Annotated in this window: 15 protein-coding genes; 1 reads left to right on the forward strand and 14 read right to left on the reverse strand. The window is 42.1% G+C overall.

The window, feature by feature from the left end:
• Positions 1-234 precede the first annotated feature (234 nt).
• The 11 genes from C6W21_RS08925 to C6W21_RS08975 form a co-directional block, all read right to left on the reverse strand.
• On the reverse strand, positions 235-1257 hold the full coding sequence (locus C6W21_RS08925) for a glyceraldehyde-3-phosphate dehydrogenase (protein WP_106050039.1): 1023 nt from the start codon (positions 1255-1257) through the stop codon (positions 235-237).
• 172 nt (positions 1258-1429) lie between these two features.
• Positions 1430-2035, reverse strand: a complete 606-nt coding sequence (gene coaE, locus C6W21_RS08930) for a dephospho-CoA kinase (RefSeq protein WP_106050040.1) — start codon at positions 2033-2035, stop codon at positions 1430-1432.
• Positions 2036-2049: 14 nt separating this feature from the next.
• A complete protein-coding gene (gene ytaF, locus C6W21_RS08935; protein ID WP_099726905.1) occupies positions 2050-2682 on the reverse strand; it encodes a sporulation membrane protein YtaF in 633 nt (210 codons plus the stop codon).
• A 174-nt stretch (positions 2683-2856) separates the two neighbouring features.
• Positions 2857-3690 (reverse strand): DNA-formamidopyrimidine glycosylase, encoded by an 834-nt coding sequence (mutM, locus tag C6W21_RS08940; RefSeq protein ID WP_106050041.1) that lies wholly within the window; start codon positions 3688-3690, stop codon positions 2857-2859.
• 28 nt (positions 3691-3718) lie between these two features.
• Positions 3719-6358, reverse strand: coding sequence for a DNA polymerase I (gene polA, locus C6W21_RS08945; RefSeq protein ID WP_106050042.1), 2640 nt, complete (start codon positions 6356-6358; stop codon positions 3719-3721).
• 254 nt (positions 6359-6612) lie between these two features.
• Entirely contained in the window at positions 6613-8355 is a 1743-nt protein-coding gene (gene pnpS, locus C6W21_RS08950) for a two-component system histidine kinase PnpS (RefSeq protein WP_106050043.1), read from the reverse strand.
• Complete coding sequence (locus tag C6W21_RS08955; RefSeq protein WP_106050044.1) at positions 8348-9076, reverse strand: response regulator transcription factor; 729 nt, start codon at positions 9074-9076, stop codon at positions 8348-8350. Before C6W21_RS08955 ends, pnpS begins: the two co-directional genes overlap by 8 nt.
• A 186-nt stretch (positions 9077-9262) precedes the next feature.
• Positions 9263-10201 carry a malate dehydrogenase gene (gene mdh / locus C6W21_RS08960; protein ID WP_034320949.1) on the reverse strand — a complete coding sequence of 313 codons (939 nt, stop codon included), beginning with the start codon at positions 10199-10201 and terminating at the stop codon, positions 9263-9265.
• Between the two features lie 34 nt (positions 10202-10235).
• Positions 10236-11507, reverse strand: coding sequence for an NADP-dependent isocitrate dehydrogenase (gene icd, locus C6W21_RS08965; RefSeq protein ID WP_106050045.1), 1272 nt, complete (start codon positions 11505-11507; stop codon positions 10236-10238).
• A gap of 149 nt (positions 11508-11656) precedes the next feature.
• A complete protein-coding gene (citZ, locus tag C6W21_RS08970; protein WP_106050046.1) occupies positions 11657-12775 on the reverse strand; it encodes a citrate synthase in 1119 nt (372 codons plus the stop codon).
• Between the two features lie 375 nt (positions 12776-13150).
• The gene (locus C6W21_RS08975) at positions 13151-13615 is read right to left on the reverse strand and encodes a DUF441 domain-containing protein (RefSeq protein WP_007501699.1); all 465 of its coding nucleotides are present in this window, start codon (positions 13613-13615) and stop codon (positions 13151-13153) included.
• Positions 13616-13715: 100 nt separating this feature from the next.
• Between C6W21_RS08975 and ytvI the strand changes: the two genes are divergently transcribed.
• On the forward strand, positions 13716-14834 hold the full coding sequence (ytvI, locus tag C6W21_RS08980) for a sporulation integral membrane protein YtvI (RefSeq protein ID WP_106050047.1): 1119 nt from the start codon (positions 13716-13718) through the stop codon (positions 14832-14834).
• 24 nt (positions 14835-14858) lie between these two features.
• Here the strand turns inward: ytvI and C6W21_RS08985 are convergent, their stop codons facing one another.
• The 3 genes from C6W21_RS08985 to pfkA form a co-directional block, all read right to left on the reverse strand.
• The gene (locus C6W21_RS08985) at positions 14859-15248 is read right to left on the reverse strand and encodes an FxsA family protein (protein ID WP_106050048.1); all 390 of its coding nucleotides are present in this window, start codon (positions 15246-15248) and stop codon (positions 14859-14861) included.
• A gap of 101 nt (positions 15249-15349) precedes the next feature.
• A complete protein-coding gene (gene pyk, locus C6W21_RS08990; RefSeq protein WP_106050049.1) occupies positions 15350-17110 on the reverse strand; it encodes a pyruvate kinase in 1761 nt (586 codons plus the stop codon).
• Positions 17111-17137: 27 nt separating this feature from the next.
• Positions 17138-18097: a 6-phosphofructokinase gene (pfkA, locus tag C6W21_RS08995; RefSeq protein ID WP_012010865.1), complete on the reverse strand. Its 960-nt coding sequence runs from the start codon at positions 18095-18097 to the stop codon at positions 17138-17140.
• Positions 18098-18159 lie beyond the last annotated feature (62 nt).

Below are 18159 nucleotides of genomic sequence, written 5' to 3' on the forward strand. Positions count from 1 at the left end.
CATGGACCCCCCTTAAACAAGAATGAAAGAGTGAAGTTCTAAGCAGCCGGACCGGACATATACCACGGGGGAAAGTTAGTCCAAAGAGGTCCTAACCCTTTAAGTATACCCGAATGAGTCTGCGAACAAGAAGTTCACGAAAAATAGTATACTTTGTTTAGACCCATTTTGCAAGCTGTGTTTTTAGTGGGATTTTCTCTCATTTCTTGAAAAGGGACGTTCGTCTTCTTCATTTCAAACAGCAGAAAGCTCTTTCATCTGCGAACCAACAAACTTCACAAGATCCACCACTCTGCATGAATAACCCCATTCATTGTCATACCATGCAAGAACTTTTACTTTTCTATCCTCCATCACCATCGTTGTCAGTCCATCCACGACAGCTGAATAAGGGTTCGTGTTAAAGTCTGTAGAAACAAGCGGCTCATCCGTGTAATCTAAAATACCGGATAGAGAAGTTTTTGATGCATTTGAGAAGGCTGCATTTACTTCTTCTGCTGTGACATCTTTTTTCAAGTCAACGACAAGATCAACCATCGACACATTGGAAACTGGCACACGAAGCGCAAGTCCATGCAATTTCCCTTTCATGTGCGGCAGCACTAAAGAAAGCGCTTTAGCGGCACCCGTCGTAGTTGGAATAATGGACTGGGCACACGCTCTTGCCCGGCGCAAATCCTTATGCGGGTTGTCGATATTTTTTTGATCATTTGTGTACGCATGAACCGTTGTCATTAAGCCGTTGTCGATGCCGAATTCATCATCTAACAATTTGACAACTGGTGCTAAACAGTTTGTTGTACAAGATGCGTTTGAAATAATGACGTGCTTTTCAGGATCAAGATCATCCTCATTGACACCCATTACAATTGTTATGTCTTCATTTTTACCTGGAGCTGTGAGTACGACCTTTTTCGCTCCGGCATCTATATGGCCCATCGCTTGATCTTTTGAATTAAATTTTCCTGTTGCTTCTATGACGATATCAATCCCAAGCTCTCCCCATGGAAGCTGCTTTGGGTCTCTGTTATTGAGCAAAATCACTCTTTTACCATTTATAATCAGTGCGTCATCTTCTGCTGTCACATCGCATTCGTAACGTCCATGATTTGTGTCATATTTAATTAAATGTGCTAGCGTTTCGGCAGGATAGCTTGCGTTCACCGCTACAATTTGAATTTGATCATCAAGCATTGCTTTTCTGAAGACCATGCGTCCAATTCTGCCAAACCCATTGATCGCTGCTTTTACCTTCATGAACAGGTCACTCCTCTATTATGTGTTATACTCAATAAATTTATTTATGAAATTAGTATATCACATTAGAATGTAATTGCCAGTATATAAACGTATATTTTCTAAAAAGGGCTGTTCTTTTCAAGAGAAATAGGAAAAAAACATAAAAAAAGAAGAGTACGTATATGTACTCTCACTTATCTGTATGTTCCCATTCATTTAATATGTTCTGCAATTGCTTTCTAATAAAAGCGAGATCTTGTGTGTTTTCTATCACGCAGTCTGCTTTTTTACATTTCTCCTCTAGAGGCTGCTGAGAGTGAATCCGATTCAGTGCTTCTTTCTCGCTGAGGTGGTTTCGATTCATGAGTCGTGATAGCTGTAAATCTGGTGTTGTATACACTACAATGATGCGGTCGACGAGACTTTCCAGCTGACTTTCAAATAAAAGCGGGATATCAAGGACAACAAATGTTTCTTGGCTGTTGATCCCTTCATCTCGCTGCCTCAGCATTTCCTTTCTCACTTCTGGATGAACGATCGCATTCAGCTGCTTTCGTTTCTCTTCATCAGAAAAAACAATGGCTCCCAGCTGCTGCCGGTTCAGCTCTCCATTTGGCAGGAGGACACCCTCACCAAAGGTTTGAACGATTTGACGAAGAGCTGGTGTTCCTTTAGAAACGGCTTCTTTTGCAATGACATCTGCATCCACCACCCGGATGCCCTGCTCTTTTATCATCTGCGAGACTGTGCTTTTTCCGCTAGCAATCCCGCCTGTTAATCCAATGACAAGCGTCAATTGATTTCCTCCTTTTACAGCTTCCAAACCCCAATTAATATGAGCAGAAGTCCTGGTAAGCATGCGAGTTTATCGATCCAGCGCCAATTTGCCAAGTAATGACCGGCACGCAGCCCGATACACACAAAAAGTGAGCTCATCACTGCCACCGTGATACTCATGACAATTGGAGAAAAGCCTAGAATCGCTGCGCCAATCCCTGCGCCAAATGCATCGATGGATAAAGCAATCCCAAGAAGCACTGCTTCCATTCCATTGATCGTCCCAGATCGGTCAATATCTGCACTTGTAGGCTTTCGCAAAATTTGGATGACAAGCCCAAGAGATTGTACTTCTACATTAAGCAACGTTTTTTCATGAAGGAGCAAGTCACGCTCTTTCGCTGGTTTGTAAAATTGATACAAAACCCAAAGTCCAATGGCAATCAAAATACCTCCACCAAGTTTATCTGTCACTGAGACAGGGAGGAATGTCGTAAGCAGGCTGCCAATCAGCATAGAAATGAGCAGCACAATCCCTGAGCAGCATGCAATAATGACGATGGCTTTAAATGGGATCCTCATTTTGCGAAGACCGTACGTAAAGCCTACAGAAAAGCTGTCGATGCTGACTGCAATAGCTAAAAACAGGAGCGAAATCGAAATCATACCTGAACTCTTCCTTTCTGTTCATGCAACGATGATCAAGAGTCTCTAGGCGTCCTTAGACTCTTCTTCACTATATGAAGAGCAGGTGGGCTGTGTGTCAGTCTACACCTTGCTGAAGAATGAATGTTTTTTATCGTATGCATAGCAAAAAGGAAGCATGCTCATGGCGAAGCTTTATTGAGGACGTTTTTGGCAGGTCACACAAAAGTGCGTGCCGCGCCCTCCGACCACTGTTTTCTCAATAATGCTTCCGCATGTTTGGCAAGGCTCTCCCCGCCGGTCATATACAAGAAGCTGCAGCTGAAATGTTCCAATATCTCCTTGTGAGTTGATATAAGAACGAATTGTACTTCCTCCCGCATCTACCGCCACTTGAAGCGTTTCGATGATCTGCTTGTGAAGCACTTTGCAGAATTCCAGGCTGAGCTGATTTGCTTTCGTTTCTGGATGAATACCTGATTTAAACAGGACCTCATCGACATAAATATTGCCAAGTCCTACGACAATCTTTTGATCAAGCAGTGCTGTTTTGACCACGCGGGTTGTTTTTTCCAATTGCTCCCATAAATACTCTGGAGTGAACTGTTCATCAAATGGTTCATATCCTAGCTGAGAAAGCGGGAGTTCCCTTTCCTCTTCACCTGGCTGAAATAAATGCATCGTGCCAAATTTACGCACATCATGGTACCGAAGCTCAGTACCATCTGTAAACGTAAAGACGACGTGTACGTGTTTATCATAAGGCTCATGCGCTTCATGTACACGGTATTTCCCTTCCATCCTTAAATGGGAGACCATCACGTAATGGTCTAAATGAAAGAGGAGGAACTTCCCTCTTCTTTCAATGGTTTGTATGGTTTCTCCTACCATTCTTCTTGCGAACTCTTCCGGCTCCCCAGGACGTTTGATGATATTTGGCCATTTGATATCGACCGTTTCAATCGTCTTTCCTTCGACTAACCGCTTGAGAGTGCGCCGGACGGTTTCAACTTCTGGTAATTCCGGCATGCTCCTCGCTCCTTTTTCTCTCTATTATTTATTTCGCATCGTACCAAGATGGACCTGAAGCAAAATCAACTTTTAGCGGCACATCAAGCTGAAGTGCATTTTCCATGACTTCAGGAACAATCTTTTCAAGGATCGCGATTTCTTCTTTCGGCGCTTCGAAGATCAATTCATCGTGCACCTGTAATAAAAGATTTGCCTGCAGGCTTTCTTCTTTGAGCCTTCGCGCCATATCAATCATCGCTTTTTTAATAATATCGGCTGCGCTGCCTTGGATCGGTGTGTTCATGGCTGTTCGTTCTGCAAAGCTTTTGATATTAAAATTACGGCTTGTGATATCCGGGATATACCGTCTGCGTTTGAGAAGCGTCGTGACGTAGCCTTTTTGTTTCGCTTCCTGGACGATTTCTTCCATATAGGTTTTCACACCTTTAAAGCTTGTTAAATAGCGCTCGATAAATGCGGCTGCTTCTTTTCTTGTGATTCCAAGGTTTTGAGAAAGTCCATAGTCGCTGATTCCGTAAACAATACCGAAGTTTACCGCCTTGGCCTGTCTTCTCATAGCGGAAGTCACTTCATCTTCTGAAACATGGAACACGTCCATCGCTGTTTTCGTGTGAATGTCCATGTCTTGCGTAAACGCTTCGATCAAATTCTCATCTTGTGAAATATGAGCGAGCACACGCAGCTCGATTTGTGAATAGTCTGCTGCAAACATGAGCCAGCCTTCTTTTGATGGAATGAATGCTTGACGAATCTTCCGTCCTTCTTCTAAACGAATCGGGATGTTTTGAAGGTTTGGATCTGTTGAGCTTAATCTTCCTGTTTGCGTGAGTGCTTGATTAAATCTTGTATGCACTTTATGGGTATCCTTGCGCGTTACTTTCATTAACCCTTCCACATAGGTCGATTGCAGCTTTCCAATTTGCCTGTAGTGCAGAATGGACCGAATGATTTCATGCTTGTCTTCAAGCTTTTCAAGCACATCTGCAGACGTCGAGTAGCCTGTTTTTGTCTTCTTAATAATCGGCAGACCTAATTTTTCAAAAAGGATGACACCAAGCTGTTTAGGAGAATTGATGTTAAACGTTTCTCCTGCTAAGCGATGAATGGTTTCTTCATATTCTTTGAGCTTTTTCGTTAATTCTTCACCCATTTTCTCTAGGCGTTCTATATCTACCTTTACTCCAAGAGATTCCATTTCACCTAAGATGAGAGCAAGCGGCAGCTCTAAATCTTCATAAAGTTCATGCTGATCATTTTTTTCTAATGCTTCTAGTGTTAAATCATGCAAGGCTGAGATCGCCGCTGCTTTTCGTCCAAGATGTTCTTTCAGTTCATCTTCAGGTGGAATCGCCTGCTTTGCTCCTTTTCCGTATATTTTTTCATCAGAAAGAGCGATATTCAGACCATATTCCTTCGCTACACTCGAGACGTCCTCATAGGATTTCTGCGGGTTGACGACATAGGAAGCGAGCAGAACATCATTATCGACACCTTTTAGAACGACATCATGCCATCTGAGGGCGACAACTGCTCTTTTTGAATCAAAGACCCATTTTTTCTTCGTTTCATTCTGTGCCCAATCTTTAAATGCATCTGATTGAAGCGCATCTTCTTTCGTGATAAAGAACGCACCATTTTCATTATGGATCGCAAAACCGATCAAATCTGCTTCGTGATAATTGTCTCCAAGCTGTTCTACCACAAGGGCCGCATGATCTGTCAGCATGTCGTCCGTTACAGCTGTCATTTTTTTCACTTCTAAAGCATCTACTTCGACCGGTTCTTCTGTTTCTGGTGCTTCTCCTAGACGCTCTAGCAGCGTTTGAAAGCCCAGTTCTTTATAAAGAGAGATCACTTGATCCATGTGAGGACCTTCGTATGCGAGATCTTTGCTTGACACGTCAATAGGTGCTTCTACGAGAATGGTCGCCAGCTCTTTACTCATGACTGCTTGTTCTTTATATTCTTCAAGCTTTTCTTTTAGCTTTTTCCCGCTCACTTCATCAATATGTTCAAGCAGATTTTCAACTGTTTCAAATTGCTTTAGCAATTTAATGGCTGTTTTTTCACCTACACCTGGGACGCCTGGGATATTATCTGATGAATCTCCCATCAGCCCTTTCATGTCGATGATTTGATCTGGTCGCAGGCCATATTTTTCTTCAATATGAGCAGGTGTGTAGTATTCTACTTCTGTGATGCCTTTTTTCGTAATAGCCACTGTCGTATGATCTGTTGAGAGCTGTGTTAAGTCCTTATCTCCTGAGAAGATTTTGACTTCAAAGCCGTCTTTTTCTGCCTCTACAGCCAATGTACCGATAATATCATCTGCCTCATATTGAGGAAGCTCGTACCTTTTCACCTGATAGGCATCTAATAGTTCACGGATGAACGGCATTTGTTCTGATAGCTCTGGCGGGGTTTTTTGTCTCCCGCCTTTATATTCTTTAAATGTCTCGTGGCGGAACGTTGTTTTTCCCGCATCAAATGCGACGAGCATATGGGTTGGCTTCTCGTCCTCCAGCATCTTCATTAAGATCATCGCAAAGCCATAAATAGCATTTGTATGTACGCCTTTATCATTTGATAATAGCGGCAAAGCAAAGAAGGCTCGATATGCGAGACTGTTTCCATCCACTAACACTAATTTCTTTTTGTCTGTCATGTTTTAATCCTCCATCGGCTGAGCCATCTCAACCGTCTCTTTCACACATTGTATCTTCATTTTATCAAAGTTTATTTTGAAAAGAAAATAGTCGAGCCTGCATAAAAAAGGGACGAAAACAACAAGTGTTTTCGTCCTTCCAAAATTGGCTCCTTGGATGAAGGGGTTCCTATTCATCCTATCAATGAATGTTTAACAAAACATGAATTCATTGTAAAGATCATGTAAATTTTGACGTGACTTTCCTTTTTTCTCTATGTCGATTTCAGACTCACTGTAAAAGTGGTTCCTTTACCTTGTTTGCTGTGGACAGAAATCGTTCCTTCATGCGCCTCGACAAGGTGTTTGACAATGGCAAGACCAAGACCTGTACCGCCTGAATTTCTGCTTCTATCTTTATCAATTCGATAAAATCTCTCAAATATTCTTGGAATCTCGCTTTTCTTCATGCCGATTCCTGTATCTGCTACATCAAATTCATAGGCACCTTTCCGCAGTCTTGCTGAGATGGTGACACTTCCTCCCTCTGGTGTATAGGTCAGGGCATTATTGACGAGATTGAGGAAGATTTGCTTTAACCTTAGCGGGTCTGCCATGACATAGACCGGTTCTTTCGGGACACGCACTTGTAATTGAATGCCTTTTTCTGCGGCCTTTTGTTTTAACAGCACTTCAATCTCTTGAATGATTTCTGTCGCATTGGCTTCTTGAATATTCAGCTTAAAATGCTGCTGTTCAATTTTAGAAAGATCAAGTAAGTCTTGAATCAGTGTTTCTAGACGGACACTCTCTTTTAAAATGATAGAAAGAAATTCTGTCAGTGCTTCCTTGTCATCAATCGCACCATCAAGAAGGGTTTCTGAGAATCCTTTAATCGATGTAATCGGTGTCTTTAATTCGTGAGACACATTGGCGACAAAATCTTTTCGCATCTGCTCCAGCTGCTTTGTTTCTGTCACGTCATGAAACACAAGGACAATTCCTTTCCATTCATCGTCTGTACTTAAAATTGGTACACCATCCACTTGGAAGTAGCGGCGTTCAATGTCAACGGCTAGACGTAAAAACTTCCGCACCTTCGTTTCTGTCATGAAAATTTCGTCAATTAATTCGATAATCTCTTCATGTGTAAACGCTTCGTGATACAGCTTGTGCATGTAAATGTGCTTTTGCACCTTAAACTGCTTGCGGAAGGTTCGATTGACGAGGTGGATATAGCCCATCTTATCAATCAAAATAATCCCCGCTCCAATATTTTCAATGACCGTTTGCAGTCTGTCTCTCTGCATTTCACCGGCACTTGTCATTTCTTGAAGGCTTCCTGCCAAACGCTTCATGGAAGTGTTCAGTTCACTTGTTTCAATCATCAACTCTTCATAGTTATTCGTATCATAGTTCCCACGTTCCAGCTGTTTGGCTACCTTTGTAGCATAATCAATTGGTTTCACATATTTCATCGACATTCGGTACCCAAAGAAAACGATGATGATAATCGCCGAGCCAAGACAAAAGGCTAATGCAAGCCAGAGCTGGCCGTCAATTTCATTTAAAGGCTCGTATGACGCATGGAGAAATAAATAACCCGCCGGTTCGTTTTGTTTTAGGATCGGGACAGCATAATGAAACAGCGCATCCTTCTCATCGTCAATGACGACCCCTTTTGTTTGGAGACGTTCATTGTTCAGCGTGTTTTGAATGATGGTCCTTTGTTCTGCTTGACCCGTTGTATGTATGATATTCCCCTTCAGATCTACAATCGACACATTCATATCAAAATGCTGCTTTGCCTGGTTGAGGACCTCCTTGTTTTGCTTCGCCTTCAGATCATCACCATTCATGGAAGACAGAAGAAAGCTCGATTCCTTTTCCATTCGTTCCGTTAATTTTGTTTCATAGAAAACATGGAACATGTGATCCAAGAAAAGACCAAGTGCCACAAACACAATAAAAAGGAGAAAAATGAGTCCCGAAAACAGACGGGTTCTAATTTTACTCATTTGGCTTTGGCTCCTCCAATTTGTAGCCTAAGCCTCGAATCGTTTTAATGTATGTTGGTTTTTTCGTGTTCTTTTCAATTTTGTCCCGCAAGTGGCTAATATGGACATCCACAATACGAGTGTCACCTGCAAAGTCATAATTCCAAACGGCACTTAGTAATAAATCACGCGTGAGGACACGTCCTTTATGCTTCGCCAAATAAAGCAGCAGTTCAAACTCTTTTGGCGTCAGTTCTAGACGTTCTTCCTGAAAATAGACTTCGTAGTGTTCTGGTAAAATGCGCAGTTCACCAATTTTGATTTGGTCTGCAATGATCTCTTCCTTCTCCTCTTGTGAAGGGGCAGGCTGAGATTGCTGTGCTCTTCTCAAGATGGCTTTTACCCGAGCACCCACTTCTCTAGGACTGAATGGCTTTGTCATGTAATCATCGGCTCCAAGCTCAAGGCCTAGCACCTTATCAAATTCATCGTCCTTTGCTGTCAGCATTAAAATAGGGAACATCATTTTTTGAATTCTCAGTTGTTTGCACACTTCAATGCCGTCCATCTTCGGAAGCATTAAATCTAATACAATGAGATCAGGCTGTTCACTTGCTGCTTTTTCAAGCGCTTCTTCCCCGTCTCTTGCTGTGACGACATCATAGCCCGCTCTTTCAAGGTTATAGCTTAGAAGTGTTACAATCGATTCTTCATCATCCACAACTAATATTTTTTTATTCATGTTGTGCCTCCAATTAGTGATTTCCCCTGCATCCGTTTTTTGTATCTTATGTGAAAAGCGAGAAGTCATGCTTTCTCTTTCATTTTAACGAAACCTTAACAAGAGGACAATTTAAAATTTCGACAAGATTTGTTTTGTAAACAAAAAGAAGACTCCTCATAAGAGAAGCCTTCTTTTTTATTCATATTAAGACAATACTTTCATGACATTCTTAACAGATTCAACAGAACGGTCAAGCTGACTTCTTTCTTCTTCTGTCAGTTCAAGCTCGATGATCTGCTCAAGGCCGTTTCCACCTACGATTGTTGGTACACCTAGGTAAATGCCTTCGTAGCCATATTCACCTTCAAGGTAAGCAATCGTTGGCATGACGCGGCGCTGATCTTTAAGGATCGCCTCAACCATTTCGACTAGTGAAGCAGCAGGAGCATAATAGGCACTACCGTTACCTAATAGATTGACGATTTCGCCGCCGCCTTTTCTCGTTCTTTCAACAATTGCATCAATTCGATCTTTTGGAATCAATGTTTCAAGCGGGATACCGCCTGCATAAGAGTAACGAACAAGAGGAACCATGTCATCGCCATGTCCACCAAGCACAAAGCCCGTCACATCTTTAACAGATAGGTTTAATTCTTGAGCTACGAACGTACGGAAACGTGCTGTATCAAGAATGCCCGATTGTCCAATGACTTTTTCTTTTGGTAATCCTGATTCTTTATAAACTGCATACGTCATTGCATCAACAGGGTTTGTTAACACAACAATGATAGCTTCTGGAGAATATTTAACGATTTCGCGTGTCACACTGCGCATGATTTTTTCATTTGTTGACACGAGATCGTCACGGCTCATTCCCGGCTTTCTTGCAATTCCCGCCGTAATGACCACGACATCAGAACCGGCTGTATCTTCGTAGTTAGAAGTTCCTGTAATGTTTGCATCGAAGCCTTGAACAGGGCTTGCTTCCAGCATATCAAGTGCTTTCCCTTTTGTTGGGTTCTCAAGCTGCGGGATATCGACTAATACGACGTCCGCTAATTCTTTTTGAGCCGTTAGAAATGCTGTAGTTGCTCCAGTAAAGCCTGCTCCGATGACAGATACTTTTTTACGCTTGTTTGCCATTTCCTTTTTCCCCTTTAACTTTAAAGTTTAAGAATCAAGACAAGTTTTTGATGAGCTCGTCAGCAAACTCAGAACATTTCACTTCTGTTGCGCCATCCATTAATCTAGCAAAATCGTAAGTGACGACTTTTGATGCAATTGTTTTTTCAACAGATTGAATCACTAGATCAGCTGCTTCCTGCCAGCCAAGGTGCTCAAGTAAAAGCACGCCTGATAGAAGAACAGAAGATGGATTCACTTTATCAAGACCAGCATATTTTGGTGCTGTTCCGTGAGTCGCTTCAAAAATAGCGTGTCCTGTTTCGTAGTTGATGTTCGCACCTGGTGCGATACCAATTCCACCAACTTGTGCTGCAAGAGCATCAGAGATGTAATCTCCGTTTAAGTTCATTGTTGCCACAACATCGAACTCAGCTGGACGAGTTAGGATTTGTTGAAGGAAAATATCTGCAATGCTGTCTTTGACAATAATTTTGCCAGCAGCTTCTGCTTCACTTTGCGCTTTGTTTGCCGCATCTTTTCCATCTTGTTCTACAATACGATCATATTGTGCCCATGTAAAGACCTTGTCGCCAAACTCTTTTTCAGCCACTTCGTAGCCCCAGTTTTTGAAGGCACCTTCTGTAAATTTCATGATGTTTCCTTTGTGAACAAGCGTCACAGACTTACGGCCTTGGTCGATTGCATATTGGATAGCCGCTCTGACAAGGCGAGAAGTTCCTTCTTCAGAAACTGGCTTGATTCCGATACCTGACGTTTCTGGGAAACGGATTTTGTTTACACCTAATTCGTTTTTCAAGAAGTCAATTAACTTCTTCACTTCTTCTGATCCTTTTGCATACTCGATGCCAGCATAAATATCTTCTGTGTTCTCACGGAAGATGACCATATCTGTGTCTTCTGGACGTTTCACAGGAGACGGTACGCCTTGGAACCAGCGAACTGGACGTAAGCATGTGAATAGATCAAGCTCTTGTCTAAGTGCGACGTTTAATGAACGGATCCCTCCGCCGATTGGTGTTGTCAGTGGTCCTTTGATCGCGATTAAGTATTCACGAATGTCTTCAAGCGTTTGCTCAGGAAGCCATTCTCCAGTTTTATTGAAAGCTTTCTCACCTGCATATACTTCTTTCCAAGTGATTTGCTTTTCACCTTTATATGCTTTTTCTACAGCTGCTTCAAGCACTCTTGATGCTGCTTTCCAAATGTCAGGACCGATGCCGTCCCCTTCGATAAACGGGATAATTGGATTATTTGGTACATTCAATACGCCGCCAGTAACTGTAATTTTTTCGCCTTGTGACAATGATATTACCTCCCAGATTATGTAGTGAATATTTGAAACTTCTTGGCTTGATGTCTGCAAGCGAAGAAGTTTTTCACGTGATTCGTTTTTTGTTGATATGGAGGCTGATTGGCCTTCCTGAGGATCAGCCCCCGCTTATTCTATAAACATTAGTCTCTTTCACTGATCGGAACAAAGGTTTGAAGATCAGGTCCAATGTAGTCAGCTCTTGGACGGATGAGACGGTTGTTGTCGTACTGCTCTAGAATGTGAGCAATCCATCCAGAGAATCGGCTGATCACGAAAATTGGTGTAAACAAGTCATGATCAATCCCAAGACTGTGATATACAGATGCAGAATAAAAATCAACATTTGGTGGAAGATTTTTCTCTGATGTCACGATTTCCTCTGCGCGAACAGACATTTCGTACCATTTCGGCTCACCAGTAAGATTTGTTAAACGCTGGCTCATTTCTTTTAGATGCTTTGCACGCGGGTCACCTTGACGGTATACGCGGTGGCCAAAGCCCATAATTTTTTCTTTCTTCTCTAGCTTACCATGAATATAGGAATCTACGTTTTCAACTTCGCCAATTTCTGAGAGCATCTTCATGACGCCTTCGTTGGCTCCGCCATGAAGTGGTCCTTTCAGCGCACCGATAGCCGCTGTTACACCAGAGTAGATATCTGATAGTGTAGCAACACATACACGTGCTGTAAATGTCGATGCGTTTAATTCATGATCCGCATGTAGAATGAGTGCCTTATCAATTGCCTCAATTTCTACTGGTGAAGGCTCTTCGCCATTCAGCATATACAAGAAGTTCGCAGCATAGCTGTATTCTTCTTTTGGCTGTACAGGCTCAAGTCCCTTTCGAATACGTGAAAACGCAGCGACTAGTCCAGAAATTTTTGCCTGTAAGCGAATGGCTTTTCTGTAATTCGCTTCTTTGTCCATAATCTCTGATTCGTCATCGAGTAATCCTAGTAAGGATACCGCTGTACGAATCGCAGACATTGGATGAATCCCGTCCAGCGAATACGATTTAAAGTGCTCAATGATTTCTTGCGGAATGTGAGCATTTTCATTGAGCTGCTGTTTTAACTCACTCAGCTCTTGCTCATTCGGCAGCTTTAAGTGCCATAACAGGTAGACAATTTCTTCGAAAGTAGCTTTTTCAGTTAAATCATCGATATTGTACCCTACATAAGTAAGAGTATCATCAATAATTGAGCTTACGGATGAAGTTGTTGCCACGATACCTTCAAGACCTCTTGTTGCTGTCATGTTCAATCTCCCCTTTTTAAAAAGATTCCCCTTCGTTGCAGAATTCTCGCTTTTTGAAAGCGCTATCCAATCCGAATAAGTCGGCACGTTCAGAAAAGAAAATGCTTACATTTACCTATACGGTTAGAGCGCTTTTAGCCTCATATCTCTTGTGTGATCAATGAGTTCAAAATTAAGCCTATTCCCATTATAAACAATAATCAGACATTTGTTAAATGTTTAACTATAATTTTTTTTGATATTTTTTTTCCCAGTCTTCCATATAAGGCATGGAATAAAGGGATTTTGCTTCTTTTATTATATTTAATTATGTTTTTTTGCAAAAGCTCACGCAAGAAAAAAATAAAAAAGAAAGTGGCATGAACCACTCTCTTTTCAACCGCTGAAAAATTTCACAGCCTGCATCGCCAAATAAGCAATTCCTGCTCCGATCAGCGGACCGACAGCTACACCTTTAAATAAGCTGACTGCCAAAATCGTCCCGAACACAAGCGCTGCCGTGATATGCGGATCATTTTCTAGTAGCACAATACCGTTTTTTGCAATTAATGCTACTAATATACCCGCTCCAAGTGCAATCCAAGCATAAGAAGATTTCATGGCTTCTCCAAGCTGCTTAAATCCAATGTCACCTGTTGCAATAGGAACAAGCACAGCAATTGTAATGACGGTGACACCCCAATTGATGCCTTTTGATTGAAGAACCGGGAAAATTTTTTGATCCAAACCAATCAGCTTAATCGCAATCAGCACAGAAACCGCTAAAATTAATGAATTGTTCTTTGCAATAAGTGCAATAACGAGTAAAAGAACCAAAAATAAATTTGCTTGAGTAAACATACGCCGCCCCTTCCTTTCTTTTTATTGCGACCTTTTCATATTACTAATCTTTTTGAATAAAATGAAGTATCGGACATGCTTGTTTTTTGGAGGGGATTGTGTGAATCACACCTATATGGCCATTTTTCTGCGGAGTTTGATGATGATCAGCATTGCTGTATTTGCGGTTGTCTTTTTATATCAGTCTTTTCCGTTTTTATATCCTTTTTGGATTGCACTTATTGTATCCTGCCTAATTCATCCTGCCGTATGCAAAATAGAAGAGATCACCGGGATGCCAAGAGGATTTGTTGTAGTCATTGTACTACTGCTCTTTTTAGTGGCAGCAGCCGGCTTAATCACGCTTTTAGTAGCAGAAATTATTTCAGGAAGTGCTTATTTGGCAAAGGTTCTGCCTGGCCACCTTGATCAAATGATTGGTATTGTCGAACGTTTTTTTACAGATAAGATTCTACCTTTATACCATGATGTAACCGCCCAATTTAATACGCTTCAAGCAGGTCAAAAGGAATCGATTTTGGGACAAATCCAAGCGCTCGGTGATGAAGCTGCCGCAAAAATAGGGACTTTCCTTTCAAAAACACTCGAGCTCATCCCGGCTTTTTTAGGTCTTTTGCCTGATGCAGCCGCGACCCTTTTGTTTTCTGCACTGGCGACTTTTTTTATCACAAAAGATTGGTTTACGTTAAAAAAATATGGCTCTCGTATCTTTCCCGTAAAATGGATGCAGCATACACGTGCCATTTTATCTGAAATCAAAAAAGCCATTACCGGTTTTATGAAGGCGCAGCTTTTACTTGTAGCTATGACCATCGGCCTCGTCGTCATTGGGTTGATCATCTTAAAAGTCGAGCATGCCCTTGTCATTGCTTTATGTATTGGGTTTGTCGATTTACTTCCTTATATCGGGAGCGGCACTGTTTTTCTGCCGTGGATCATTTACTCCGCCATGACAGGAAACCTTTCACTCGCCATCGGGCTCGGTATTTTGTATATTGTCGTGCTCATCCAAAGACAAATATCAGAGCCAAAAGTCTTAAGCAAATCCATTGGGCTTAATCCTTTAGCAACGCTTGTGGCGCTATTTGTCGGGTTAAAATGGATTGGTTTTCTCGGACTCGTCATTGGCCCTGCTTCCCTTGTCGTGTGGCAGGCATTCCGTAATGCAGGTGTTTTCAGGGATATCTATCAATACATTCGGTACGGCATGCAAAAGTAAAAGAGACCTTGAGCCAAGGTCTCTTTAGCGAATAATCGTATAGCGACTGCGATTAGACATGTTTCTAAGCCAGCGTTCAAAGAGCGGCTTGATTTGCTTTCTCGTCATCGGAATGAGCAGCAACGCACCGATGATATCCGATAAGAAGCCAGGAATGAGCAGCAGCAGACCGCCAATCAGAATGCAAAAACCATCGACCATCGCTGCCCCCGGCATTTTGCCATATTGTAAATCTCTCTGCACTTTTTGAAAAGCTTCGATTCCTTGTTTTCTTGCAAAATAAGCACCTAGTGCACTCGTGAGCACGATCATCAGCATCGTTGGCAAAATGCCAATGATTTTACTTGATATTAAAAATAAACTGATTTCCACTGCAGGGAACAGAATCAATAATAGTAGGAAATATTTTTTCAACCATATCACCTCATGGGGTATCTTTCTTGGAAAGCTGTTTACTTTTTTTAGTGTAACATAAAAAAAGAGAGGAGTCAGACAACTCCCCTCGTGTGTATCATTTAAAGGACGCTTGCACGGCCTTTGTAGATCGCTCCGCGTGCCGGATCTACTGTGATCTCTTCGCCTTCTTTTAGCAGTGTTGTTGCGCTGTCAAGACCCACAATCACTGGAATACCCAGGCTGAGTCCAACGACTGCTGCATGGCTTGTTAAGCCGCCTTCTTCAGTGATCAGGGCAGATGCTTTTTCTAAAGCACCCATCATGTCACGGTCTGTACAGTTTGCGACAAGAATCGCACCATCGTACATTTTTTCCTCTGCTTCTTTTCCGCTTTGCGCAATGACAACCGGTCCAAATGCAGATTTACGGCCAATTCCTTGACCTTTCGCAATGATGTCACCGACAACATATACTTTCATTAGGTTCGTAGTACCTGTTTCACCCACTGGCACACCAGCTGTAATGACGATTAAATCGCCATGTCTCACATAGCCCGTTTCGATCGACTTCTCGACTGCATTCTCAAGCATTTCATCAGTAGACGTCGTTTTTGATCCGCTCTTTGCAAATACACCGAATACGAGAGACAGCTTTCTCGCTACTGATTCGTTTGCTGTGACTGCTACGATTGGTGCTTTTGGTCTATATTTTGAAATCATTCTCGCTGTATGACCGCTTTCCGTAGGTGTCACAATTGCTGCCACGTCAAGCTTCATCGCTGTATGTGCAACAGATTGACCGATGGCATCTGTAATGCTGACTTCTACTTCTTCGCTTCTGCGAGAAAGAATTGCTTTATAGTTGAGTGCATCTTCTGAACGTGATGCAATGTTATGCATCGTTTGTACAGCTTCTACTGGATATGTCCCTGCTGCTGTTTCACCAGAAAGCATGATCGCATCTGTGCCATCAAAAATGGCATTTGCCACGTCACTTGCTTCCGCACGAGTTGGACGAGGATTACGCTGCATGCTGTCAAGCATTTGGGTAGCTGTGATGACAGGTTTGCCTAAACGATTGCATTTTTTGATCAGCATTTTTTGAACAAGCGGTACTTCTTCTGCCGGGATTTCTACACCAAGATCTCCACGGGCAACCATCAAACCGTCTGATACCTCAAGGATTTCATCGATATTATCAACACCCTCTTGGTTTTCAATCTTAGGAATGATTTGAATGTCAGCCGCGTTATTCTTTTCAAGAAGTTCACGGATTTCAAGAACATCTGAAGCTCGTCTAACAAAAGAAGCTGCGATGAAATCGACGCCTTGTTCAACTCCGAATAGAATATCATTGGCATCCTTTTCTGTAATACCTGGCAGGTTTACACTTACACCTGGTACGTTTACACCTTTTTTGTTTTTGAGCGTGCCTGTATTCATGACCTTTGTGATGATTTCTTTGCGGTCCATGTTAATTTTTTTCACTTCTAAACCAATAAGACCATCATCTAATAGAATCGTTGAACCCACTTCTACATCATGAATTAAGTCCTCATACGTCACACTAATTTTTTCCGTATTTCCAACAATGTCTTCCATACTCACGATAAGATCTGCACCAGCGACTAGCTCAATTGAGCCGTTTTCAACTGTACGTGTACGGATCTCTGGACCTTTTGTATCAAGAAGGATCGCAATATCCTTGCCTAATGTTTTACCTGCTTTACGAATGTTTTCAATGCGTGCACCATGCTCTTCAAAATCTCCATGAGAGAAGTTTAGTCTGGCTACATTCATTCCTGCTTCAATCAATTCAGTCAGCTTTTCAATGGTTTCACTTGCTGGACCGATTGTACAAACGATTTTTGTCTTTCTCATTACTGTTCCTCCTAAGGTCTTCTCGTTTTATATAGAGAGCTCTTGTGAAAGTCGGTACATATTTTGATCGACTGTGTGTTTTTTATCTAAGATATCTAAAATATCGTGGTGAACGAGTTCGTTGCTTTGAATGCCCACACAGCGTCCGCCTTTTCCTTCAAGAAGAAGTTCTACTGCGTATGCTCCTAAACGGCTTGCCAGTACTCGGTCAAATGCGCTTGGAGAACCTCCGCGCTGAATATGTCCTAAGACAGATACACGGGTTTCAAGGCTTGTCTCCTCTTCAATTCGCTTACCAAATTCAACACCGCTGCCTACGCCTTCTGCGACGATAATGATACTGTGCTTCTTGCCGCGCTCGTGCCCTCTTCTTAATCTCGCAATAATTTCATCCATGTCATAGTCTGCTTCAGGAATCAAAATAGATTCGGCTCCGCCTGCAAGACCTGACCAAAGCGCAATATCACCAGCATGTCTTCCCATTACTTCCACTACGTATGTACGTTCATGAGATGTGGCTGTATCACGAATTTTATCAATGGCGTCAATGACTGTATTCAGTGCTGTATCAAAGCCAATAGTGAAATCAGTACCTGGGATATCGTTGTCGATTGTACCTGGGACACCTACACATGGAAAACCGAGCTCAGTTAATTTCTTCGCTCCCATGAATGAACCGTCTCCGCCGATCACAACAAGTCCTTCAATACCGAATTTTTTTAAGTTCTCAATGCCTTTTTCACGACCTTCAACTGTCTTGAATTCAGGGCATCTTGCCGTGTAAAGTTTTGTTCCTCCACGATGAATGATATCGCCAACTGAACCTATCTCAAGTTTCTCAATTTTACCGTTAATTAGACCTGAATATCCATTATAAATACCGTAAACTTCAACATTATGGTAAATCGCTTTCCTTACAACTGCGCGCACAGCTGCATTCATTCCTGGGGAATCCCCACCGCTCGTTAAAACTCCTATACGCTTCATCTTTTTCACCTCAGAGACCATATATGAATTAAACATACCATTTCCACTGCTTGAAAACAATC

The sequence above is a fragment of the Bacillus sp. NMCN1 genome, from assembly GCF_002998085.1.
Lineage (GTDB): Bacteria > Bacillota > Bacilli > Bacillales > Bacillaceae > Bacillus.